This is a genomic window from Variovorax glacialis (assembly GCF_051216375.1).
Classification (GTDB): domain Bacteria; phylum Pseudomonadota; class Gammaproteobacteria; order Burkholderiales; family Burkholderiaceae_C; genus Variovorax.
The window spans coordinates 1-23,481 of sequence record NZ_JBPJZT010000011.1; the positions used below are offsets into that span (position 1 = coordinate 1).

Here is a 23,481-nt window from a genome sequence, read left to right on the forward strand (position 1 = left end):
GGCGTCAAAGACCATGCGCACCGCGCGCTCCATGACCTCAGGGGAAAACTTCGGTGACTTTCTCATCTTGGCTCCATTCTCAATCGAAGGAGCCTCCTCAAAATCCGGGGCGGTTCAATATGTACGAAGCCAGGCTGTCTGCGTTCTGAAGCGCCCTCCGGTAGTTCGACGCGTTCTTGATCTGATAGAGCGACTCGCTGCTCGTGTACCAAGTGTCGTTCGAATTGAAGACATCCTGGAAGTGGGTCACTTCGTGAACGAGCGTCAACAACTGCGAATCGCCAAGCTTGATGGTGCTGCTGCCGAAGATCACCTTGTCCCTATGCAACGCGCAGAACTTTGGCGCAATCGCGATGGTCCTCGTGGCGAGGTCGGGTTTGCATACAGCCGCGGCCGTCCCGAGGTCGGCGTTGCTCGGAAAGGAACATCCAGTGTGCTTGTCGTCTCCCTCAACGTAGCGTACGAAGTTCGTAGCCTTCAAGTCTCGAAGCACACGAATGCATGCATGAATGCCGTTCTGCAGGTAGCCCCGAACCTCGTCATTGGCTTGACCGAACCACTTCTTCACGTGAGTCTGAGCGTTCCGGTCCCAGCGACCCAAGTCCGAAAGCCGCTCGGTCGCGAGGGCCGCTGCGCGATCCCTCAACGTCAGCACCTCTTCTGCGAACTGTTTGTCCGTCATGTTCGGGCAGATGCTTTCGCTGGGCTCGGCCTCATGCGAAAAGGGGCCGTCCGCCGTCTTTTTAAGTGCAGCAACACTTGAACCGGTGACCGAACCGAAGTTGGGGATGCCTAGGGTAGAACTCAGCGCTCCACCCAGGTCGTCGCAGGTCGACGTCGTCTGGAGGACAGACACGATCTGCGGATGGGTTCGGCATTGGCAGACGACCACATCTCCCTCGAGGGCGACTTCGGCGCCGTAGAACATGCCACGCCTCGGGCCACCCGCTTTCGCGATGACGCCAACGCTGCCACAGCTGTCGCAATAGGCCCGGCCGCCAATCAGCGCCATTCGATGGCCATGGATGGTCGAACTCGGCCCGGTGTACGGCAGCACCTGCCCGCCGGGGCGCAGAGGGTCGCCAACTACCGCAACTCGTCTCATCACTGTGTACTCCTTCGTCTCGTTTCCAAGGAGCCGAGGCTAGCCTTGCCGGTGACGAAAAAGGAAATGAGATTCGTCTGATTCTGCTGGCGAGATTTCACCGCCGGCAAAAAATGCCACCTCAGCGTGACGCTGGGTGGCTTGAAGTCGAGCGCTTAGGCCGCGGCGAGCAGCGCCAGGCCCGACAGCAGCAGCATCGTGTCCAGCAGCCGCTGGAACACCACCGCCGGCAGGCGCAGCACGAAGGCCTTGCCGATGAAGGTGCCGGCCGTCAGGGCGCCGCCGACGATCAGGCCCTTGAGCGCCAGATCCAGCGGCAGCGCGCCCAGTGTCGAGAAGGTCAGGACCTTGCTCGCATACAGGAGCAGCGCGCTCGCAGCCTCGGTGGCGAGGAATGCACCTTTCACGAGGCCATAGGCGGAGAAGGCCGGCACGCTGAGCGGACCCGTCGACAGGACCACGCCGGTCAGGAACCCGACCCCCGCGCCGACGACGGCCAGTTGCCAGAGATTCAATCGCCACTGACGCCGTTGCAGGATGTGGCGCACGGGCACGATCAGCACGAAGAAGACGCCCAGCGCGACATCGACGGCATGGGCGGGCATCGCCCACAGCGTCCTTGCACCGAGCGCCGCAGCCGGTGCGCCGGGCAGCGCATAGGCGGCGACGGCGCGCCAGTCGACTTCGCGGCGCCAGGCGAGCACGCGCCCGACATTGCCGACGACAGCCGCCACCGCCATGATCGGCACGGCCTGCTTCGGGCCGAAGGCATGCACCAGCACCGGCAGCAGCATCACGGACGAGCCCGTGCCGATGACGCCGCTGACCGTGCCCGCAATCAATCCCACGATCAGCACCCACACGTCGCCCTGCTGCAATTCGCTTCCTTCGTTTCGCCTCGCACCCGAAGGCATTTTGGCATCACGGCCAACAGGGACTTGCGTCGAAGCGCCTCCCGGCAGGAGACTGGCCGTTCCGAACGGAGACCGACATGGACATCTCGAGCGAACTTGAAGCCACGGTGAAGGCACTGGTCAAGAAGGGCAAGGGCATCCTGGCCGCCGACGAAAGCGGGCCGACGATCGCCAAGCGATTCAAGGCGATCGGCGTCGAGTCGACCGAGGAGAACCGGCGCGCCTACCGCAGCCTGCTGCTGTCGACGCCGGACCTCGGCCAGTTCGTGAGCGGCGTCATCCTGTACGAGGAGACGCTGGGCCAGCGCGGCGACGACGGCGAGCCGCTCGCGCAACTTGCGGCGCGGCTGGGGATCGTGCCGGGCATCAAGGTCGATGCCGGCAAGGTCCCGCTGGCGCTGTCGCCGGGCGACGAGATCACGCTGGCGCTGGACGGTCTTGCGCAACGGCTGCAGGGCTACAAGCAGCAGGGCGCGCGCTTCGCCAAGTGGCGCGCGGTCTACAACATCTCCGAAGTGCTGCCGGGCAGGGCCGCCGTCGAGGCCAACGCTGAAGCGCTCGCGCGTTACGCCGCGGTCTGCCAGGCCGAGGGCGTGGTGCCTATCGTCGAGCCGGAAGTGCTGATCGACGGCGACCACACGATGGCGCGCTGTGCCGAGGTCACCGAGGACGTGCTGCACGCAGTCTTCCATGCGCTGCATCGGCACCGCGTCGTGCTGGAGCACGTGCTGCTCAAGCCGAGCATGGTGGTGCCCGGCAAGACCCATTCAAGGCAGGCGACGCCCGCCGAAGTGGCCGAAGCGACCCTTCGCGTGCTGCGGCGCACGGTGCCTCCGGCCGTGCCGGGCATCAACTTCCTCTCGGGAGGGCAATCGCCTGCCGAAGCCACGGCCAATCTGGATGCGCTCCATCGGCTGGGGCCGCTGCCGTGGAGCCTGAGCTTTTCCTATGGCCGGGCGCTGCAGGACCCGGCGCTACAGGCGTGGCAAGGAAAGCCCGACCAGGCGCGGGCCGCCCAGGATGCGCTCCGCACGCGCGCGCGGCTCAACGGCGCCGCGAGCGAGGGGAAGTACGAAGCGGCGATGGAACGTTCCGCGTAGCGCGTCTGCGCTCAGAGGCGCTTCACGTCCACCACGGCCGCTGCGAAGGCTTCCGGCGCTTCCTGCGGCAGGTTGTGCCCGATGCCGCCCTTGACGAGCCGATGCTCGTAGGGCCCCGAGAACTTCTTCGCGTAGGCGCTGGGCTCTGGGTGCGGCGCGCCATTGGCATCGCCTTCGAGCGTGATGGTCGGCACCGCGATGACCGGGGCCTTCGCCAGCTTCGCTTCGAGATCGGCGTACTTCGCCTCGCCCTCGGCCAGCCCGAGCCGCCAGCGGTAGTTGTGGACCACGATGCTCACGTGGTCGGGGTTGTCCAATGACAACGCGCTGCGGTCGAAAGTCGCGTCATCGAAAGCCCACTTCGGCGAGGCGATCTGCCAGATCAGCTTGGCGAAGTCGTGCCGGTTCTTCTCGTAGCCGGCGCGTCCCCGCTCGGTGGCGAAGTAGTACTGGTACCACCACTGCAGCTCCGCCTGCGGCGGCAGCGGAATCTTGCCGGCCTCCTGGCTGCCGATCAGGTAGCCGCTGACCGACACCAGCGCGTTCACCCGCGCGGGCCACAGCGCGGCCATGATGCAGGCCGTGCGCGCACCCCAGTCGCAGCCGGCGACCGTGGCCTTGTCGATCTTCAGCGCATCCATCAGGGCGATGATGTCGACGGCGACCACCGCCTGCTGGCCGTTGCGGACGGTGTCGTTCGAAAGGAAGCGGGTGGTGCCGTAGCCGCGCAGGTGCGGAACGATCACGCGGTAGCCGGCCGCGGCCAGCATCGGCGCCACATCGACATAGGTGTGGATGTCGTAGGGCCAGCCGTGCAGAAGGATCACCGGTGCACCATTGGCAGGGCCCGCTTCGAAGTAGCCCACGTTGAGTGAGCCGGCGTCGATGCTCTTGAGTGGTTCGAGTCGCTTCTGCGGCGACGCGCGACTTGCGGTCGAAGCATTCGGCGAGGCGGAGGACTGGGCGAAGGCCGGCATGGCCGCGACCAGTTGGGAGGCCGCGCCGATCGCAGCGGCGCCCAGGAACGAGCGACGGGGCAGGTTGGATGGGACTGACATGGAAGGCTCCTTGGGAATCCGGAAGAGGGGTGATCTGCGTTGCAACGTGATGTTGACGGCGGCAGCGTCGCGTCGCCACTGCACCGTATCCCTCTGTATCTGCGGGCGCGTTGCACACAGTAAATTGCCGCGTTCACACCATGCACCGTGCCCAATGCGAAGCACTTGGCGCATCGATCGAGGGCGTCGATCATCGGTCCGGACGCACGCGGGTCGCCCGGCCATCACATAAGATCACGCGCGCTTTCTGGCACGGCCGCCCCGGCCTTTCCCCGTTTTCGCGGAGCTGCAATCAAGATGAACCACCGGTTTCAAACCTTCGTGTATGGCACGGCCATCGCATTGATGATCGGTTGGATCTTCTTCATCGGAAGGGATGTGTTCGTCCCGATCATGTTCAGCGTCTTCGTGGTGTACGTGATCCTCGGCCTGGCCCGGCTCATCGCCCGGATCCCCCTGCTCGGGCCCAAGCTTCCGCCCTTCGTCATCTCGATCCTGTCGGTGCTGATCATCGCGTTCGGCCTCTTCATGGTGGTCTACACGGTCCTCGCGAACAAGGACAGCGTGATCGCACAGGCGCCGCGCTACCAGGAGTCGTTGCTTGCCGCGGTCCAGCAGATCGCCGTGTTCCTGCACATCGAATCGGAGCCCACGTGGACTACGTTGCGGCGCGATTTCCTCGCGCAGGTGAGCCTGCAAAGGCTGGTCGGGTCCGCGCTGTCGTCCGTGTCGTCGGTCTTCGCCAGCGTGGTGATCGTGGCGCTCTACGCATGCTTCCTGCTCGTCGAGCGCAGCCATCTCGACGCGAAGATCTCCGCCATCGCCCGGAGCCCGCAGCATGCGCAGCGCATCCGGCAGGTGATCGCCGACATCAATTCGCGCGTGGGTGCCTATCTCGCGCTCAAGACCTTCCTCGGCGTGCTGCTCGGCGTGCTGAGCTATGCGGTCATGCGCTTTCTCGGTCTTGAGTTCGCGCCGTTCTGGGCGGTGATGATCGTGCTGCTCAACTTCGTCCCGTACATCGGTTCGTTCCTGAGCGTGCTGCTCCCCGCCGCCATGGCGATGGCGCAGTTCGGCGATGCGTCGCATGTGCTGCCGATCCTGCTGTGGCTGACCGTCATCCAGTTCGTCATCGGCAACTTCCTCGATCCGTATGTCATGGGCAACTCGCTCAACCTGAGCCCCTTCGCGATCCTCGTGAGCCTGGCGGTGTGGGTGGCGCTGTGGGGCGTGCCAGGTGCCTTCCTGGCGGTGCCGATCACCGCGATGCTCACGATCATCTTCTCGGAGTTTCCGGGCACGCGGCCTTTCGCGGTGCTGCTCTCGCGCGACGGCAAGCCCTGAGGGCCATGTACCGAGGTCGCATTGCGTGCGGCCGGTTGTCGGGTGTCTAATGTTTTCGGGCAGGTCCGGGACAGAGGAGACATCGACAATGAACGTGATCCGTCTTGCGCGCTGTATTCGATCGCGTTCGTCGTGGCGCTCGGCCATGCGGGCACTCGTCATCTCGATGGCCGTGCTGGGCACGAATGCGTATGCGGCCGATCCCGACCTTCCTCGCGCGGAACAACTGGTGCGCGATGGCAAGTACCAGGAAGCCTATGACCTGCTCGCGCCGTTCGAAGAGAGCAGCGCGGGCGACGCGACCTTCACCTATCTGCTGGGGCGTGCCGCACTGGGCACCCACCGCGACGAGAAGGCCAAGGCGCTCTTCGAGCGCAGCATCGCGGCGCGACCGGATTCCGTCGCGACCCATCTGGCACTCGGCCGTGCCTACTTCGCGCTCGGCAAGTACACCGAAGCGAAGATCGAGTTCGAGACGGTGCTGCGCTTCGACAACCTGCCGCCCGACGTCCTGTCGCAAGTGGAGATCTACGACCAGGCGGCGCGGCAATCCCTCGACGAGGGCAGGGCCTTGACGGGCTTCGGCTATGCGGAAACCGGCGTCGGCCGCTATCGCGTCAACGAGACCTCCGGCACCCGGGCGCTCGGCGGCGGCGACCGGAGCGATACCTTCTACAACCTGCGCACGGGCGGCGGCGCCAACTACGCACTGCAGAACGGTTATGCGATCGACACCACCCTCGATTACCGCTTCAGGCACTACGACAACGCCGACAGCCGAAACGATTCCGACCTGCGCTGGCGGCTTGCAGGAAGCAAGGCATTGGGAGAGAACAATCTGGCGGCCGGCTTCAGGGGCCGGACCAGCTACCGCGGCAACGGCGACTACCGCAACGACGTGTCGATCTTCGCCGACTACCGGATGCGCTACGACCCCGACAACCAGTTCACGACGGGCGTGGATGTGCGGCGGCGCAGGTATCCGGACGGCAACCTGCGCGACCTGAGCCGCACCACCGCACTCCTTTCCGCGGGCTGGGTCCGCTCGCTCATGGAAGGGGACGGGAGCCTGTCGATCACCGCGCACGGCGGCCGCAACTACGCCACGAACCGGCCCGACGGCGACTCGAACGTCTTCGGTGCCACGGTCGCGCTGGACTTCACGGTGAACAAGCGCTTCAGCTGGGGCACCTTCGCATGGTGGGAGCGCAATGCGTTCAACCAGGATGCCGTGCACTTTCATCCGGACACACTCGACAACACGGTCGTGCTGCGCCGCAAGGACAACCTCTACGAGGTCGGCCTCTACGTGGTCTGGGAATTCGCGCCCACTTGGACGCTGCGCCCGGAGCTACTCTGGATCAGGGATCACAGCAACTCCGTCGGATTCAACTACAGCTCCACAGACTTGTGGATCAACGTGCGCAAGGGCTTCTGAGCCTCTGTTCAATGGGCTCGCATCGTGTGCCCATAAGTGCTATTGACAAAGATAGTTGAGCCACTGATGCTCGTTCGGACAGGGCCAATGGCATGAAAGGGTAGTGCTCGACGTCTTGTTGTTTCCCAGGGGAAACAGTCATTCTCGAATGCATCAGGCGAAGCGGAAATCAGGGAGTCGGTAGGCGAATCAACGCATAAAAAAGCGAGGAGATTCCATGGCTTCGACCGAGCAGAAGATGTCCCGAATGCAGCTCACCGCGATGGTGGTGGGCGGCATGGTGGGCGCGGGGATCTTTTCCCTGCCGCGTACCTTTGCGAACGCCACGGGACCGTTCGGCGCGGTCATCGCGTGGCTCATCGCCGGCACGGGCATGTACATGCTCGCGCGCGTCTTCCAGTCGCTCGCGGAGCGCAAGCCCGATCTCGACGCCGGTGTCTTCGCCTATGCCAAGGCCGGCTTCGGTGACTACCCGGGCTTTCTCTCGGCCTTCGGCTACTGGATCGGCAGCTGCATCGGCAACGTCTCGTACTGGGTACTGATCAAGTCCACGCTCGGTGCTTTCTTCCCGGTCTTCGGCGACGGCAACACGGTGGTCGCGATCGTGGTGGCGTCGATCGGCATCTGGCTCTTCCACTTCATGATCCTGAAGGGCGTGCAACAGGCGGCCTTCATCAACAGCGTGGTCACGGTGGCCAAGATCATCCCGATCCTGGTCTTCATCGTCATCCTGATCTTCTCCTTCAAGATGGACCTGTTCCGGACCAACTTCTATGGCGCCGGACTGGAAGGCGGCATCTTCGAGCAGGTGCGGGCGACGATGCTCGTCACGGTCTTCGTGTTCCTCGGCATCGAAGGCGCGAGCGTGTATTCGCGCTTCGCCAAGGAGCGGTCCGACGTCGGCAAGGCCACGATCCTCGGCTTCGTCGGAGTCACGGGGCTCATGGTCCTGGTCAGCATGCTGCCCTACGCCGTGCTGAACAGGCCCGACATCGCCGGCATGCGCCAGCCCTCGATGGCGACGGTGCTCGAAGCGGTGGTCGGACCCTGGGGGGCGATCTTCGTGAGCATCGGCCTCATCATTTCCGTGCTGGGTGCGTACCTCGCGTGGTCGCTCATCTGCGCGGAGGTGCTGTTCACGGCCGCGAAGACGAAGGACATGCCGGCGCTCTTCGCCAGGGAGAACGCCAACAAGGTGCCCGCCAATGCGCTGTGGCTGTCGAACATCATCGTGCAACTGATCGTGATCACGACCTACTGGTCGCGCGATGCGTTCGCGCTGATGCTCAACCTCACGAGCGCGATGGCGCTGATTCCGTACCTCTTCGTGGCCGCGTACGGCTTCATGATCTCGAAGCGTGGCGAGACCTACCAGGTGCGCCCCAACGAGCGCCAGCGCGACCTGATCATGGCGGGGGTGGCCTGCATCTACACGGTCTTCATGATCTACGCGGGCGGACTCAAGTTCCTCGTGCTGTCCGCCGTGCTCTACGCGCCCGGGACCATCCTCTACATCTGGGCGCGGCGCGAACAGGGCAAGCAGGTGTTCACGCCCATCGACTGGATCATCTTCATCGTTGCGGTCATCGGTGCCGTCATCGGCATCTACTGGCTGGCGACCGGTTACATCACCATCTAGCCATCCCGGCCGGATACCGACACAGGAGAACGTCATGGCAACAGAGACAAAGCCCACCGCATTCGGTGTTCACTCCGAAGTAGGCCAGCTGCGGAAGGTGATGGTGTGCGCACCGGGCCTCGCGCACTCGCGGCTCACGCCCAGCAACTGCGACCAGCTTCTCTTCGACGACGTGCTGTGGGTGGAGAACGCCAAGCGCGACCACTTCGACTTCATCACGAAGATGCGCGACCGCGGCGTCGAAGTGCTGGAGATGCACAACCTGCTCGCCGAGACCGTCGCAGTGCCCGAGGGCAAGAAATGGATCCTCGACAACCAGGTGGTGCCCAACCAGGTCGGGCTCGGCTTCATCGACGAACTGCGCAGCTACCTCGAAGGGCTCGACAACCGCACGCTGGCCGAGACGCTGATCGGCGGCCTGTCGACCCACGACTTTCCAGAGACGCACGGCGGCAAGGCGCTGGAGGTCGCGCGCGAGGCCGCCGGTGCCACCGAGTACCTGCTGCCGCCGCTGCCCAACACGCTCTACACCCGCGACACCACCTGCTGGATCTACGGCGGCGTGACGCTCAATCCCCTCTACTGGCCCGCGCGCCACGAAGAGACCATCCTCACGACCTCGATCTACAAGTTCCATCCCGACTTCGCCGGCAAGGTGAACGTGTGGTGGGGCGACCCGACCGCGGACCACGGCCTGGCCACGCTCGAAGGCGGCGACGTCATGCCCATCGGCAAGGGCAACGTGCTCATCGGCATGAGCGAGCGCACATCGCGCCAGGCCATCAGCCAGCTGGCGGCCACGCTGTTCAAGAAAGGGGCGGCCGAGCGCGTCATCGTCGCGGCCATGCCCAAGATCCGTGCGGCGATGCACCTCGACACGGTCTTCACCTTCGCCGACCGCGACTGCGTGCTGCTCGCGCCGGACTTCATGAATCAGACGCGGACGTACTCGTACCGTCCGAGCAGCCATCCGAGCGGCGTCGAACTGCATGCCGAGAACAAGCCCTTCGTCGACGTCGTGGCGCAGGCGCTGGGCTTCAAGAAGCTGCGCGTCGTGGAAGCCGGCGGCAGCGACTACCAGCGCGAGCGCACGCAATGGGACAGCGGCGCCAACCTGGTGTGCGCATCGCCGGGCGTGGTTTATGCGTACGACCGCAACACCTACACCAACACGCTGCTGCGCAAGCAGGGCATCGAGGTGATCACCATCGTGGGCGCCGAACTCGGACGCGGTCGTGGCGGCGGCCACTGCATGACCTGCCCGATCGTGCGCGACGCGGTGGACTTCTGAGCTGAACCGACCCCGACCCGCGCGGCGGCAGACCCGCCGCCGACTTCGATAGGACAACGATCCGTGCCAGTGACTACCGCTGCCCAACGAGTTGCTCATGTGCCCAGGACGACAGCGCTCTTCGCGCTCGTGACACTGGTTCTCCTGTCCGGATGCAAGCGCGCGGAAGAGGCGCCGGTGGCGGAGGTCCGGCCGGTCCGCGTGATGACGATCGAGAAGCGCGCGATCGGCGACACGGTGACCCTCACCGGTTCCGTGCAGGCACAGACCGAGATCAACCAGTCCTTCCGCATCGACGGCAGGCTGGTCGAGCGCAACGTGGAGATCGGCGATAGGGTGAAGCCCGGCCAGGTGCTCGCGAGGCTCGACCCGCTCAACGAGGAGAGCAGCCTGCAGTCCGCGCGTGCGCAACTGGCCGCGGCGCAGGCACAGGCCCTGGAGGCCCGCACCAGCCACGCGCGTCTGCGCGACCTGCTCAAGGAAGATGCTGTCTCGCGCGCTTCCTTCGAGCAGGCGGAGGCGATGCTGAAAGTGGCGCAGTCGCAGGTCGAGTCGGCCCAGTCGCTGGTGACGCTTGCGCAGAACCGCTTGAGCTACACCCGCCTGGTCGCCGACGTGTCCGGCATCGTGACGGCACGCGGGCCGGAGCCGGGCGAGGTGGTGCAGGCCGGCCGCATGATCGTGCAGGTCGCGCGCGAGGGTGCGCGCGATGCGGTCTTCGACGTGCCCGCGCAGGTGAAGAACAGCGCCCCGTCGAATCCCGACATCACCGTCTCGCTGGTCAGCGATCCGGCCGTGACGGCGCAGGGACAGGTGCGCGAGGTGTCGCCCCGTGCCGACCCGGTGACCGGCACCTTCAGCGTCAGGGTCCGCCTGGTCAACCCGCCCGCCGCGATGCGGCTGGGCTCGACGGTGAACGGGCGCATGAAGCTCGATGCCGCGCCGGCCATCGACATTCCCGCGACGGCGCTCAACCGTTCGGGCAAGAGCGCGTCCGTGTGGGTGGTCGATCCGAAGGCCGGGACTGTCTCGGCCCGTGCCATCGAGGTGCGGGCCTATGACGCGGCACGCGTGCAGGTCACGTCGGGCCTTTCACCCGGCGATGTGGTCGTGACCGCGGGCGTCCAGGCGCTGCGGCCCGGCCAGAAGGTCCGCATGCTCGAGGCCGCGCAGTGATCGGGCCGAACCTGTCGGAGTGGGCGCTCTCCAAGCGCTCGCTGGTGATCTTCCTGATGATCATCGCGGTGGTCGCGGGGACGCTGTCCTTCATTCGCCTTGGGCGGGCGGAAGATCCGATCTTCACCTTCCGCACCATGGTCGTCGCGGCCGGCTGGCCCGGTGCGACGGTCGACGAGACCCTGCAGCAGGTCACCGAGCGGCTCGAACGCACGCTGCAGGAGACCAACCATCTCGACCGCGTGCGCAGCTACACGGTCGCGGGCCAGACGACCATCTTCGTCGACCTCGAGCAGTCGACGCCGGCGGCGGCGGTTCCCGACATCTGGTACCAGGTGCGCCGGAACATCGGCGACATGCGGCAGACGCTGCCGGCCGGCGTGGTCGGGCCCTTCTTCAACGACGACTTCGGCAGCACCTTCGGGATCATCTACGCATTCACGGCCGACGGCTTCACCTTCCGCGAACTGCGCGACTACGTCGAGGCGGCACGCTCGCGCCTGCTGCAGGTGCCCGATGTCTCGAAGATCGAGGTGATGGGCGCGCAGGACGAGCAGATCTTCATCGAGTTCTCCACCGAGCGCCTCGCCGGACTGCGGCTGGACTATCCGACCATCGTTGGCGCGCTGCAGGCGCAGAACATCGTGCGGCCGGCCGGCACCATCCAGACCGAGCAGGAGCGCGTCTTCATGCGCGTGACCGGCGCCTTCGATTCGGAGCGCGACATCGAGGCGGTCAACCTCGTCGTGGGCAACCGCATCATTCGCCTGGGCGATATCGCGACGGTGCGGCGCGGCTTCGTCGATCCGCCGCAGCCGATGTTCCGCGTCAACGGCAAGCCCGCCATCGGGCTGGCGATCGCGATGCGCGATGCGGGCGACATCCTCGCGCTCGGCCGCAACATCCGCGCCGAGATGGCGGACATCACGGCCGACCTGCCGCACGGCATCCAGCCGACGCTGGTCGCGGACCAGGCCGTCACGGTCGACGTGGCGATCAATGACTTCATGGCCTCGCTGTGGCAGGCCATCATCATCATCCTGGTGTGCAGCTTCGTGAGCCTGGGCGTTCGGCCGGGCACGGTGGTGGCGCTGTCCATCCCCCTCACGCTGGCGATCGTGTTCGCCATCATGGACGTGCTGCACATCGACCTTCACCGCGTATCGCTCGGCGCGCTGATCATCGCGCTGACCCTGCTCGTGGACGACGCGATGACCACCGTCGACGCGATGATCAACAGGCTCGCCGCCGGCGACACCAAGGACCAGGCCGCGACCTTCGCCTACCGCACGCTCGCCGCGCCGATGCTGATCGGCACGCTGGTGTCCATCTCGAGCTTCGTGCCGATCGGCTTCGCGCGGAGTTCCGCGGGCGAATACACCTTCTCGATCTTCGCCGTCGTCGCCATCGCGCTGCTCGTGTCGTGGCTCGGCGCCGTCATCTTCTCGCCGCTGGTCGGCAAGGCGATCCTCAAGGCGCCCAAGCCCGATGCGGCGCAGCCCAAGCCGAGCAAGGTGGTCGAGTACTACGGCAAGTTCCTGCGGGGCGCGATCCGCGCGAAATGGCTGACCATCGGGCTGACCATCGCCGCGTTCGTGGCGACGATCTTCCTGCTGCAATTCGTGCCGCGGCAGTTCTTCCCGGCGTCGGACCGCCCCGAGCTGACGATCGACATGACCTTGCGGCAGAACGCCTCGATCCACGCGACACAGACACAGGCGGAGCGCTTCGAGGTACTCCTGAAGGACGACCCCGACGTGGATCACTTCAGCACCTATGTCGGGCGCGGCGCGATCCGCTTCATCCTCACGCTCAACGTGCAGTTGGCGAATCCCTTCTTCGCGCAGTTCGTCGTGGTGGCCAAGGACCTCGATGCGCGCGACAGGCTGCAGCTCAAGCTGGAGAAGGCGCTGGCGGAGCAGTTCCCGGACGTGGTCGCCCGCGTGTCTCCGCTCGAACTCGGGCCGCCGGTGGGCTGGCCCTTGCAGTACCGCGTGACCGGGCCCGATGCGAACGTGGTGCGCAGGTACGCGCTCGAAGTGGCCGACATCCTCGGCTCCGACGGCCGCGTGCGTCATGTCAACTACGACTGGATGGAGCCCGCGCGCCAGGTCCGGGTCCACATCAACCAGGACGAGGCGCGGCAACTGGGCGTGAGCACGCGCACGCTGGCGGGCATCCTGAACGCGGCGGTCACGGGGTCGCCGGTGACCCAGGTCCGCGACGACATCTACCTCGTCAACGTCGTGGCGCGCGCCACCGACGAACAGCGCGTGTCCTTCCAGACGCTGAGTTCGCTGCAGGTGCCCACGCCCACCGGGCGCATGGTGCCGCTGAGCCAGTTCGCGACCTTCACCGAGGAGCAGGAGCTGCCGCTCATCTGGCGGCGCAATCGCCTGCCGACGCTGACGGTGCGTGCGGACGTCACCCACGGCGTGCTGCCGGACGAGGTGGTCGAGAAGCTCGCACCGAGGATGGCCGAGTTCAATGCCAAGCTGCCCAAGGGCTACAAGGTCGAGACCGGTGGCCTGTTCGAGGAAAGCGCCGCGTCGAGCGCATCGGTCTACGCGGTCGTGCCGCTGATGATCGTGCTGATGCTGGTGAGCATGATGGTGCTGCTGGTGAGCTTCCGCCGGCTGGCCATGGTGGTCTGCATCATGCCGCTGGGGCTGATCGGCGTGGTGTTGACGCTGCTGCTGTTCAACCGGCCGCTGGGCTTCGTCGCGATCCTCGGCATCCTCGCGCTGATCGGCATGATCGCGAAGAACGCGGTGATCCTCATCGTGCAGATCGAGACCTATCGCGCCGAGGGTCAGAGCGTGGTCGATGCCGTCATGGCCTCGGGCACGTCGCGCATGCGCCCGATGATGCTGACCTCCATCTCGACGGTGCTGGGCCTGATACCGATCGCGCCGACGGTGTTCTGGGGCTCGATGGCCTTCGCCATCATGGGCGGCCTTCTGGTGGCGACCTTGCTGACGCTGGTGTTCCTGCCGACCGTGTACGTGGCGGTGTTCGGCAAGGAGAAGCCGCCGCCGCCCGACGAGGCGCCCTATCCCGTCACCGATCCGGCGTGAGGGGCAGGGGGTCTCCATGTCGAACACCCCATCACTGGCCGGCACCGCGCTGACGCGCGGCGTGATGTTCATGGTGCTCTGGCTTGTGCTGATGCCGAGTGCGGAGCCGGTCGATCTCGCGTTCGGACTCGTCGCCGCGGCCGGCGCGACCTGGACCAGCCTGCACCTGCTTCCGCGCGAAGCCGGGCATGTACGCTTCCGCGCGCTGCTCGGGTTCATTCCGCACTTCCTGTGGCAATCGGTGCTTGCCGGGGTCGACGTGGCCCGTCGCGCGTTTCATCCGCGCATGCCGATGAATCCGGGATTCGTCTCGTGTCCGGTGGGTTTTCCGCCGGGGCTGGCGCGCAACGAGTTCGCCTCGATCATGAGCCTGCTGCCCGGCTCGGTGCCGGTCGGGGAGACCGAGGACACCATCGTGTTCCACAGCCTCGACGTCACCGAGCCCCTGGCCCAGCACATGGCCGAGGAAGAACAGTTGCTGGCCAAGGCGCTGGTCGCGGGCGAAGGCCATGAATAGCTTCCTGATCGGTGCCACCGCCTTCGTGCTCGCGATGGTCGCGCTGGGCCTGATCGGCGTGTTGCGCGGGCCGGGCAACGTCGACCGCATGATGGCCGTGCAGCTCTTCGGCACCGGGGGCATCGCGGCGCTGCTGCTGGCGGGCGCCGCGATCGACATGGACGCCGTCATCGACGTGGTGCTGACGCTGTCGATCCTTGCCGCCTTCGCGGCCATCGCCTTCGTGAAGGCCGGGGCCGCGTCGGTGCAGGACGAGGCCGGGAGCGACGGATGATGACGAACCTGCTTGCCGACATCTTCACCGTCGTCGCCATCTGCGCGGGTGCCTTCTTCTTTCTCGCCGGCAGCGTGGGGCTGCTGCGCTTTCCCGATACCTTCACGCGGCTGCATGCGCTGACGAAGGCCGACAACCTCGGGCTGGGACTGGTGGTGATCGGTCTGCTCCCGCAGGTCGACAGCCTGTCGACCGCTTGCAAGCTGGTGCTGATCTGGCTGCTCGTGCTCCTGGGGTCGGCGACCGTGTCCCAGCTCATTGCGCGCGCGGTGCGTCGCGAGGGGCCGAAAGCATGAACCTCACGCTGAACATTGCGCTGGCGCTGTTGTTCCTGGGGCTCGCGACCTGGACCGTCTTTGCGCGCGACACTTTCGCGTCGGTCGCCGGGTTCATCCCCTATGGCTTGATGCTCACTCTCGTGTGGCTGCAGTTGTCGGCGATCGACGTCGCGATGACCGAAGCGGCCATTGGCGCGGGTCTGACCGGGGCATTGCTGGTCGGCGCCGCGTCGCGGCTGCGCAGGACCGAGGCCGCGGTCCGTGCCGACCGTCCGGGGCTTTTCACGCGGCTATTGGCCGCCGTCGCCGCGATGGCCGTGGCGGCAGTGATCGCCTTCTGCGTGCTCGCGCTGCCCGATCCCGCGCCCACGCTCGCACCCCAGGTGGCCGCCAACATCGCTTCGACCGGCGTCGGCAACCCGATCACGGCGGTGCTGCTCTCGTTCCGCGCGATGGACACGCTGCTCGAAGCGGTCGTGCTGCTGTTCGCGCTGGTCGGCGTGTGGTCGCTGGCGCCCGATCGCGCCTGGGGAGGGCGTCCGGGGGCGGGGCAGCCGGTCGATCCCAACGGCATCCTCGCGTACTTCGCGCGCGTGCTGCCGCCCATCGGCATCGTGGTCGCCATCTACATCCTGTGGGTCGGTGCCGATCACCCCGGCGGCAAGTTCCAGGGCGCGACGATCCTCGCCGCGATGTGGCTGCTGGTCATGATGGCCGGCCTGGCCGATGCACCGCCGGTGAGCCGCACCTGGCTGCGCACCGTGCTCGTGGGCGGTCCGGCGGTGTTCATTGCCGTCGGCTTCACCGGCGCTGCCATCGCGGGCGCGTTCCTCGGCTATCCGGAGGGCTTCGCCAAGCCGCTGATCGTCGTCATCGAAGCGGCGCTGATGCCCTCGCTCGCGGTGACCCTGGCCCTGCTGCTGGCCGGCGCGCCGCAACGGAGTGCGCCGCCATGACCCCGACGACCCTCTTCGGGCTGTGCGCCGCGGTGCTGGTCGGCCTCGGGCTGTACGGCCTCATCGTCAACCCGCAGCCCTTGCGCAAGATCCTCGCGTTCAACCTGATCGGCAACGGCATCTTCATCGTGTGCGCAGTGATCGCGCGGCGGGGCGCGGCCGCCGGGATGAGCGGCGACCCCGTGCCGCAGGCGCTGCTGATCACCGCCATCGTCGTGGCCTTCGCCGCTTCCGCGCTTGCCGTCGCGCTGCTGTTGCGGCTGTTCGAGGAAGCCGGTTCCGCGACCTTGTCCGGCGTCCTGCCACCCAAGGCGAAAGCTGCCGATGGAGAGGTCTAGGTGCCGCTCTCCGCGTCGATGGACCTGACGACACCCGGCGGCCTCCTGCTCGTGCTGGCGGTGCTGGTGCCGTTCATGGGCGTGCTCGTCGGACTCGTGATGGGCGGGCGCCATGCGCAGCGCGTCGCGATGATCACGCTGCTGCTCGGGCTCGGCATCGCTTTCGCCATTGCGCGGGCGCTGGTGCGGCATGGCGATGCGCTCGTCTACCTGCTTGGTGGCTGGACACCGCCCCTCGGCGTCGCGCTGCGGGCCGACGGGCTCTCCGTCGTGATGCTCGTCGCCGTCGCCGTGGTGGTCAGCGTGATCGGCGTGTATGCGTGCGGCGATTTCGGCACGCCGAAGGGCATGCGCGAGGCGCGGGCGCCTTTCACGTTCTGGCTGCTGCTGCTGGCGGTATGGGGATCGCTCAACCTCGTGTTCGTGAGCGGCGATGTGTTCACCCTGTACGTCGCGCTCGAACTCCTCACCTTCGCGGGCGTGCCCCTGGTCAGCCTCGACGGCCGCGGCGAGACGCTGCAGGCGGCGCTGCGATATCTGGTGTACGCGCTGCTGGGGTCGATGTTCTACCTGCTGGGCGCCTTCCTGCTGTATGGCGCGTACGGCACGCTCGACATCGGATTGCTGGCCGCGAATGTCCGCCCCGAGCCGGTGACATGGGCCGCGGCAGCGTTGATGACGGCCGGGCTGCTTGCCAAGACCGCGTTGTTCCCGTTGCACCTGTGGCTGCCGCCCGCGCATGCCGGTGCGCCGGCCGCGGCGAGCGCGTTGCTTTCCGCACTGGTCATCAAGGGCGCGTGGTTCCTGGTGGTGCGCCTGTGGCTCGACGTGTTCGCCAACGTCGTGACCTGGCCCTCGGCGCAACTGCTGGCGGCGCTCGGCGCGGCGGCGATCCTCGTCGGCAATGTCGTCGCGCTGCGGCAGGTGCGCCTCAAGCTGCTGATCGCCTATTCGACGGTCGCGCAGATCGGCTATCTCTTCCTGATGTTCCCGCTGGTCTTCGGCATGGACGCCGCGCAACTGGACAGCGCGTCGACCGTCAGCGGCGGAATTCTGCAGGCCATCTCGCACGCGACGGCGAAGGCCGCGATGTTCATGGCGGCAGGCCTCATCTATTCGACCCTTGGGCACGATCGCGTGGCGGACCTGCGCGGCGTGGGTCGGGCATTGCCGATGACGATGGTCGCGTTCGCGCTCGGCGGCGCATCGCTGATCGGCCTGCCGCCTTCCGGCGGCTTTCTCGCGAAGTGGTTGTTGCTGACGGCCGCGATCGCGACGGCGCAATGGTGGTGGGTGCTGGTGATGCTCGCCGGCGGACTGCTGACGAGCGCCTATGTGTTCATGGTGGTGGTCCGCGCGATGACACCCGCGGACCCCGGCTGGACGCCGAAGGCGAATGTCCCGCGCTACCAGCAGGTGGCCGTTTTGGCGCTGGCCCTGTGCTCTTTCCTGCTCGGCCTGGCCGCGCTGAGTCCGATCGACATGACACAGATCGGACGCTCCTACATTCCACTGGCGGGGGCGCGATGATCATCGGATCGGCCAGCCTGCTCCTGATCATGCTCGGCGCCGCGGGGCTGCTGGCTGCGGCCCTGCTCATTCCGCTGCTGATGCTGCTGGCCTGCATGTTCCGGACGTTGCGCCGCCCGATGTCGAGCCTCTTCGTCATCGCGCCGCTGCCCGCCCTCGCGGCCGCGCTCTTCGCAGGCAGCGACTCGGCGCTGATCCTCGGCAATGCGCGCTATGCGCTGACGCTCGCGCTCGATGCGCCGGGCGCGATGCTGCTCGGCGTGGCGTCGCTGTTGTGGAGCCTCGCGGGCCTCTACGCCGCGCGCTACGTGCGCGACCGGCCGGATGCCGATGGCTTCATCGTGTGCTGGCTCATGACCTTGACCGGCAGCATCGGCGTGTTTCTCGCGGCGGACATGGTCGGCTTCTATTTCCTGCTCGCCGTGCTGAGCGTCGGCGCGAGCGGGCTCGTCCTGCAGGGAGAAGGGCCCGAGGCGTGGCGCGCAAGCGCTCTCTACCTGGGCCTGGCGTTGCTGGCCGAGGCGTTCCTGCTGGCGGGCCTCATCCTGCTGGCGCAGGCGACACCGGATGGCAGCCTGCTGATCCGCGATGCCGCGGCCGCACTGCCGACGTCCCCCACGCGCGATCTCACGCTGGTGCTGTTGCTCATCGGGCTCGGGATGAAGGCGGGGCTGGTGCCCCTGCATTTCTGGATGCCGCTCGCGTACGGCGCCGCGCCGATTCCGGCGGCAGCGGTGATGAGCGGCGCCGTGGTCAAGGCCAGCGTCATTGCGCTGATCCGCTTCTTGCCGTTCGATGCGGCCCTGCCCGATTTCGGTCTGCCGCTCGCGGCCATCGGCATGTTCGGTGCGCTCTATGGCGTTGCGATCGGCATCACCCAGTCGCGACCCCAGGTGGTGCTGGCGTACTCCAGCGTGAGCCAGATGGGCTTCGTCGTCGCGGTGATCGGCATGGGCCTGGCCGCGGGCGATGCCACGACCGCCATCGCCGCGGCCTTCTATGCGGCGCACCACCTGCTGGTGAAGGGGGCGTTGTTCCTGGCGGTCGGCGTGATCATGCTCACGGGCCGGCGCCGCCTGTGGCCGATGCTCCTTCCCGCAGCGTTCATCGGGCTGGGGCTGGCGGGCCTGCCGCTGACGGGCGGGGCGCTGACGAAGTACGCGGCGAAGGACATCCTGGGCGATGGGCTGGCCGGCACCATCGCGGTCGTGTCGTCGGTGGCTTCATCGCTGCTGATGGTCCACTTCCTCCGTCGACTGATGGCGCAGACGGCCCCGGACCCCGATGCACGCGCGCCCGTGCCGCTCATCGTCTCGTGGCTTGGGATGGCGGTGGCATCGGTGCTGGTGCCGTGGGCGTTCTGGCTTGCCTTGTCGGCCGATGCCTTGCCCAAGGCACTGGCGCCGGCCGCGCTCTGGTCGGAGCTGTGGCCGGTGCTGGCCGGCTCCGTGCTCGCCGTCCTGCTGGACCGCGGCGCTCGCCTTCTGCCGCGCATTCCGGCGGGCGATCTCGGCATCGCCCTGGGCCATCTGAAATGGATGTGCGGCGGGACCGGCTCGGCCTTCGAGCGCACGGACACCTTTTTGCGACGGTGGCCGGTGGCCAGCATCGCGTTGCTGGCAGTGTCATTGCTGTTCGGCTGGGCGTTGCTGGCCTGACATGGCCACCATCGCAACTTCAGCGAGGAAAACGCTATGAGATCTCTCACCGTCGCAGCGCTGGTCGCCGCCGCCTTCTCCTTCACCGCCTGCACCGTCGGACCGAACTACGTCCGCCCCGAGGTGCAGGCGCCGACCGCCTGGCGCATCGACTATCCCAAGGCCGCAGAGGTCGCGAACACGAAGTGGTGGGAACAGTTCGGCGATCCGGTGCTGAACGAGCTGATCGAGTCGGCGCTTCGCGAGAACCTCGACGTGCGCGTGGCGGCGGCGAGGATCGACCAGTTCATCGGCACGCTGGGTGTCGTCGGGTCGCAGGCCTATCCGCAACTCGGCTACAGCGGCGGTGCGAGCCGGACCCGTGCGAGCCGCGAGGGGCAGCCGCCGATTCCCGATCCCGCCAGCCCCTATTTCACGCTGTACCAGGCGGCCCTCGGCGCCACCTGGCAGATCGATCTCTTCGGTCGTGTACGGCGCCAGAGCGAAGCTGCGCAGGCCCAGGTCTATGCGAGCGAGCAGGCGCAGCGCGGTGTCGTGCTCACGCTGGTAGCGGGCGTGGCGACCAGCTACCTTGCACTGCGCGGTGTCGACCGCCAGCGCGAGATCGCCGTCGGTACTGCAGCAAACTTCGGCGAGACGGCGCGGATCTTCGACCTGCGCTTCAAGTCGGGCCTCGTCTCGAAGACGGAAGTCAGCCAGATCCGCTCGCAGTACCAGCAGGCGCAGACCGCCATTCCGGCGATCGAGCAGCAGATCGCGGCGGTCGAGAACCGGATCTCCATCCTGCTCGGACGGAACCCGGGCCCGATCCCGCGCGGCAAGAGCATCGAGCAGCTCGCGGCGCCGCTGATCCCCGCCGACCTGCCTTCGGCACTGCTGGGCCGGCGGCCGGACATCCTGCAGGCCGAGCAGAACCTCGTGGCCGCCAATGCCAGCATCGGTGCCGCCCGCGCGCTCTACTACCCGAGCATCTCGCTGACCGGCGCCTTCGGCTCGACCAGCACCGCGGCCGGCAACTTCCTGTCGGGGCCGGCCACCGCGTGGCAGGTGGCCGCGGGCCTGACGGGGCCGATCTTCACTGCCGGCGCGATCGAAGGCCAGGTGAAGTCGGCCGAGGCGCAGAAGGAGCAGGCGCAGCTCGTCTACCAGCAGACCGTCCTGAACGCGTTCCGCGACACGAACGATGCGCTCACCGGGTCGCAGAAGACCATCGAGGGCGTCGCATTCCAGCGCGAGCGCGTGCGGGCCCTGCGCGAATTCGCCCGGCTGTCGCGCCTGAAGTTCGAGAGCGGCCTGATCGGCTACCTCGAAGTGCTGGTGGCCGAGACCGAACTCTTCTCGGCCGAGCTCGCGTCGGTCGCGTTGACGACCGACCGCTACACGCAGGTCGTGAATGTCTACCAGGCCATGGGCGGTGGCTGGGTGGACATCGCCGATTCGATCACGCCGCGCCCGGTCGCCTTCATCGCGGAGTGACGCGCGGCGCGTAGCCGTGCCCCGCCCCTACCGGCGCGGCTCAAGTTTCCGGAAACCCCGCCGATATACCTATCGCGTGCATGCAACTCGTCGTGTCGGACGAGCCTGCCCCGTGAGGAGTGAGTGTGAGATTCGGAAACAGCCGTGGCGGCATTCGAACGGGGAGCCCGGCATGAGCTTGGGTGGCTATGGCATCGATGCCATCAAGGTGCTCGCCGTGGCGGGACCGATGGCCGGCCTGGTGGCGGTGGCCCAGGTGCGCTCATCGCGTCGCAGGAAGGCGGCGCTCAAGGTCGAGGCTGCGCTGCGCACAGCGCGAAGCGTGTACGTGGATGTGCCCGGCACCTCCGCATGCGTGCGTTTCGACCTCACCCCGCAGTTGCTCGGCTGGATGGCGGCCGCACTCAGCGGTGCGCTGCATGGCATGGAGACGCCCGACGCGGTGATGCTGGCCTTCGACGTCGATGCCTCGTGGAAGGGCATCGGCTCGCCGGACACCGACGGAGATTCGATCTTCCCGAGCCAGCTGATCGCGACGCGCGAGTTCTTCATGGTCCGCTCGGTCGACCCGTGGTGCGACAGCGCCCGGATTTCGCTGCGCACCATGCTCGACGCGCACCGCAGCCTGCCAGAGGGCGAACCGCTCTTCTGCGCGACGGATGGGTCGATCCAGCTCACGCCGCCGCGGCGGATGCGGGCGCCGTCCATGCCGGTGCCGCGGCAGTTCTACTGGGTGCGCGCCGAGGCATCGGCGGCCGAAACGAGGCGCAACCCCACATAGCCCCACGCGCGAATCCGGTCAGAAAAGGGCGCTAGGATCGCCGGAACCTTCCCTCCATCCCTGTATTTCAAGGATCTCGCATGACCAGCCCCAGCTACCCCGACACCCGACTCCTGATCGACGGCGAATGGTCCGACGCCATCAGCGGCAAGACGCTGAACGTGATCAATCCCGCGACCGGCAAGGCGATCGGCAAGGTTGCCCACGCCGGCATCCCCGACCTGGATCGGGCGCTCGATGCGGCGCAGCGCGGCTTCGAAGCCTGGCGCAAGATCCCGGCCAACGAGCGCGCGGCGACCATGCGCAAGGCCGCCGCCCTGCTGCGTGAACGCGCCGCCGACATCGGCCGCATCCTCACGCAGGAGCAGGGCAAGCCCTTCGTCGAAGCCCGCGGCGAAGTGCTGGCCGGCGCCGACATCATCGAATGGTTCGCCGACGAGGGCCGCCGCGTCTACGGTCGGATCGTGCCCTCGCGCAACCTGTCGGCGCAGCAACTCGTCATGAAGGAGCCGGTGGGCCCCGTGGCGGCCTTCACGCCATGGAACTTCCCGATCAACCAGATCGTGCGCAAGCTCGGTGCCGCGCTGGCCAGCGGCTGCTCGTTCCTGGTCAAGGCGCCCGAAGAAACCCCCGCATCGCCCGCCGCGCTGCTGCAGGCCTTCGTCGATGCCGGCGTGCCGAAGGGCACCGTCGGCCTGGTGTTCGGCGACCCGGCCGAAATCTCCAGCTACCTCATTCCGCATCCGATCATCCGCAAGGTGACGTTCACCGGTTCCACGCCGGTGGGCAAGCAGCTCGCCGCACTGGCCGGCGCGCACATGAAGCGCGCGACCATGGAACTCGGCGGCCATGCCCCCGTGATCGTCGCTGCCGACGCCGATGTCGCCCTGGCCGCCAAGGCGGCGGGTGGCGCGAAATTCCGCAACGCGGGCCAGGTCTGCATCTCGCCCACGCGCTTCCTCGTGCACAACAGCATCCGTGACGAGTTCGCCCGCGCCCTGGTCAAGCACGCCGAAGGCCTGAAGCTCGGTGACGGCCTCGCGGAAGGCACGACGCTCGGCCCGCTGGCCAATTCGCGGCGCCTCACGGCGATGGCCAAGGTGCTCGACGATGCGCGTGCGACCGGGGCCAAGGTCGCCACCGGCGGCGAGCGCGTCGGAACCGACGGCAACTTCTTCGCGCCCACGGTGCTCACCGATGTCTCGCTGGAAGCCGACGTGTTCAACAACGAACCCTTCGGCCCGATCGCGGCCATCCGCGGCTTCGACACGCTCGAGGAAGCGATCAAGGAATCGAACCGCCTGCCGTTCGGCCTCGCGGGCTACGCCTTCACCCAGTCGATCAAGAACGCCCACATCCTGTCGCAGCAGATGGAAGTCGGCATGCTGTGGATCAACCAGCCCGCCGCCCCTTCGCCGGAAATGCCCTTCGGCGGGGTGAAGGATTCGGGCTACGGCTCGGAAGGCGGACCTGAGGCCATGGAGGCCTACCTGGTCACCAAGGCCGTGTCGATCATGGCGGTCTGAGGGCC

20 protein-coding genes are annotated in these 23,481 nt (G+C 67.0%); 17 read left to right on the forward strand and 3 right to left on the reverse strand.

The features are described from left to right. Positions 1 to 97: 97 nt before the first annotated feature. Together ACSFBL_RS25045 and ACSFBL_RS25050 are read right to left on the reverse strand one after the other, a co-directional pair. Positions 98 to 1,105: a M35 family metalloendopeptidase gene (locus ACSFBL_RS25045; protein WP_435518522.1), complete on the reverse strand. Its 1,008-nt coding sequence runs from the start codon at positions 1,103 to 1,105 to the stop codon at positions 98 to 100. Positions 1,106 to 1,260: 155 nt separating this feature from the next. Then, positions 1,261 to 1,983: a sulfite exporter TauE/SafE family protein gene (locus ACSFBL_RS25050; protein ID WP_435518523.1), complete on the reverse strand. Its 723-nt coding sequence runs from the start codon at positions 1,981 to 1,983 to the stop codon at positions 1,261 to 1,263. Positions 1,984 to 2,096: 113 nt separating this feature from the next. Here ACSFBL_RS25050 and ACSFBL_RS25055 point away from each other — a divergent pair, with 113 nt between their 5' ends. Beyond that, positions 2,097 to 3,119, forward strand: coding sequence for a class I fructose-bisphosphate aldolase (locus ACSFBL_RS25055; protein WP_435518524.1), 1,023 nt, complete (start codon positions 2,097 to 2,099; stop codon positions 3,117 to 3,119). A gap of 11 nt (positions 3,120 to 3,130) precedes the next feature. On the opposite strand, the gene ACSFBL_RS25060 is transcribed toward ACSFBL_RS25055, so the two are convergent. Next, positions 3,131 to 4,177: an alpha/beta fold hydrolase gene (locus ACSFBL_RS25060; protein ID WP_435518525.1), complete on the reverse strand. Its 1,047-nt coding sequence runs from the start codon at positions 4,175 to 4,177 to the stop codon at positions 3,131 to 3,133. A gap of 297 nt (positions 4,178 to 4,474) precedes the next feature. Here ACSFBL_RS25060 and ACSFBL_RS25065 point away from each other — a divergent pair, with 297 nt between their 5' ends. From ACSFBL_RS25065 to ACSFBL_RS25140, 16 genes are all read left to right on the forward strand, one after another. Further along, on the forward strand, positions 4,475 to 5,521 hold the full coding sequence (locus ACSFBL_RS25065; protein ID WP_435518526.1) for an AI-2E family transporter: 1,047 nt from the start codon (positions 4,475 to 4,477) through the stop codon (positions 5,519 to 5,521). Positions 5,522 to 5,609: 88 nt separating this feature from the next. Further along, entirely contained in the window at positions 5,610 to 6,959 is a 1,350-nt protein-coding gene (locus ACSFBL_RS25070) for a tetratricopeptide repeat protein (RefSeq protein WP_435518527.1), read from the forward strand. Positions 6,960 to 7,176: 217 nt separating this feature from the next. After that, entirely contained in the window at positions 7,177 to 8,598 is a 1,422-nt protein-coding gene (locus ACSFBL_RS25075; RefSeq protein ID WP_435518528.1) for a basic amino acid/polyamine antiporter, read from the forward strand. Positions 8,599 to 8,698: 100 nt separating this feature from the next. Next, on the forward strand, positions 8,699 to 9,889 hold the full coding sequence (locus tag ACSFBL_RS25080; RefSeq protein WP_435518676.1) for an arginine deiminase: 1,191 nt from the start codon (positions 8,699 to 8,701) through the stop codon (positions 9,887 to 9,889). A gap of 99 nt (positions 9,890 to 9,988) precedes the next feature. After that, positions 9,989 to 11,065, forward strand: coding sequence for an efflux RND transporter periplasmic adaptor subunit (locus ACSFBL_RS25085; protein WP_435518529.1), 1,077 nt, complete (start codon positions 9,989 to 9,991; stop codon positions 11,063 to 11,065). Continuing rightward, positions 11,062 to 14,142 (forward strand): efflux RND transporter permease subunit, encoded by a 3,081-nt coding sequence (locus ACSFBL_RS25090; RefSeq protein WP_435518530.1) that lies wholly within the window; start codon positions 11,062 to 11,064, stop codon positions 14,140 to 14,142. The genes ACSFBL_RS25085 and ACSFBL_RS25090 overlap by 4 nt, the downstream gene beginning before the upstream one ends. A gap of 16 nt (positions 14,143 to 14,158) precedes the next feature. Further along, entirely contained in the window at positions 14,159 to 14,659 is a 501-nt protein-coding gene (locus ACSFBL_RS25095; protein WP_435518531.1) for a Na+/H+ antiporter subunit E, read from the forward strand. Next, positions 14,652 to 14,933 carry an MrpF/PhaF family protein gene (locus ACSFBL_RS25100; protein ID WP_435518532.1) on the forward strand — a complete coding sequence of 94 codons (282 nt, stop codon included), beginning with the start codon at positions 14,652 to 14,654 and terminating at the stop codon, positions 14,931 to 14,933. Before ACSFBL_RS25095 ends, ACSFBL_RS25100 begins: the two co-directional genes overlap by 8 nt. Beyond that, entirely contained in the window at positions 14,930 to 15,229 is a 300-nt protein-coding gene (locus ACSFBL_RS25105; protein WP_435518533.1) for a cation:proton antiporter, read from the forward strand. Before ACSFBL_RS25100 ends, ACSFBL_RS25105 begins: the two co-directional genes overlap by 4 nt. Beyond that, the gene (locus tag ACSFBL_RS25110; RefSeq protein ID WP_435518534.1) at positions 15,226 to 16,167 is read left to right on the forward strand and encodes a hydrogenase subunit MbhD domain-containing protein; all 942 of its coding nucleotides are present in this window, start codon (positions 15,226 to 15,228) and stop codon (positions 16,165 to 16,167) included. The genes ACSFBL_RS25105 and ACSFBL_RS25110 overlap by 4 nt, the downstream gene beginning before the upstream one ends. After that, on the forward strand, positions 16,164 to 16,505 hold the full coding sequence (locus ACSFBL_RS25115) for an NADH-quinone oxidoreductase subunit K (protein WP_435518535.1): 342 nt from the start codon (positions 16,164 to 16,166) through the stop codon (positions 16,503 to 16,505). Before ACSFBL_RS25110 ends, ACSFBL_RS25115 begins: the two co-directional genes overlap by 4 nt. Next, positions 16,506 to 18,035, forward strand: a complete 1,530-nt coding sequence (locus tag ACSFBL_RS25120; protein WP_435518536.1) for a complex I subunit 5 family protein — start codon at positions 16,506 to 16,508, stop codon at positions 18,033 to 18,035. Continuing rightward, on the forward strand, positions 18,032 to 19,693 hold the full coding sequence (locus ACSFBL_RS25125) for a proton-conducting transporter transmembrane domain-containing protein (protein ID WP_435518537.1): 1,662 nt from the start codon (positions 18,032 to 18,034) through the stop codon (positions 19,691 to 19,693). The genes ACSFBL_RS25120 and ACSFBL_RS25125 overlap by 4 nt, the downstream gene beginning before the upstream one ends. A gap of 36 nt (positions 19,694 to 19,729) precedes the next feature. Continuing rightward, a complete protein-coding gene (locus ACSFBL_RS25130; protein ID WP_435518538.1) occupies positions 19,730 to 21,169 on the forward strand; it encodes an efflux transporter outer membrane subunit in 1,440 nt (479 codons plus the stop codon). 172 nt (positions 21,170 to 21,341) lie between these two features. Further along, positions 21,342 to 21,950: a hypothetical protein gene (locus tag ACSFBL_RS25135; RefSeq protein ID WP_435518539.1), complete on the forward strand. Its 609-nt coding sequence runs from the start codon at positions 21,342 to 21,344 to the stop codon at positions 21,948 to 21,950. A gap of 80 nt (positions 21,951 to 22,030) precedes the next feature. Beyond that, on the forward strand, positions 22,031 to 23,476 hold the full coding sequence (locus ACSFBL_RS25140; RefSeq protein WP_435518540.1) for an NAD-dependent succinate-semialdehyde dehydrogenase: 1,446 nt from the start codon (positions 22,031 to 22,033) through the stop codon (positions 23,474 to 23,476). Positions 23,477 to 23,481 lie beyond the last annotated feature (5 nt).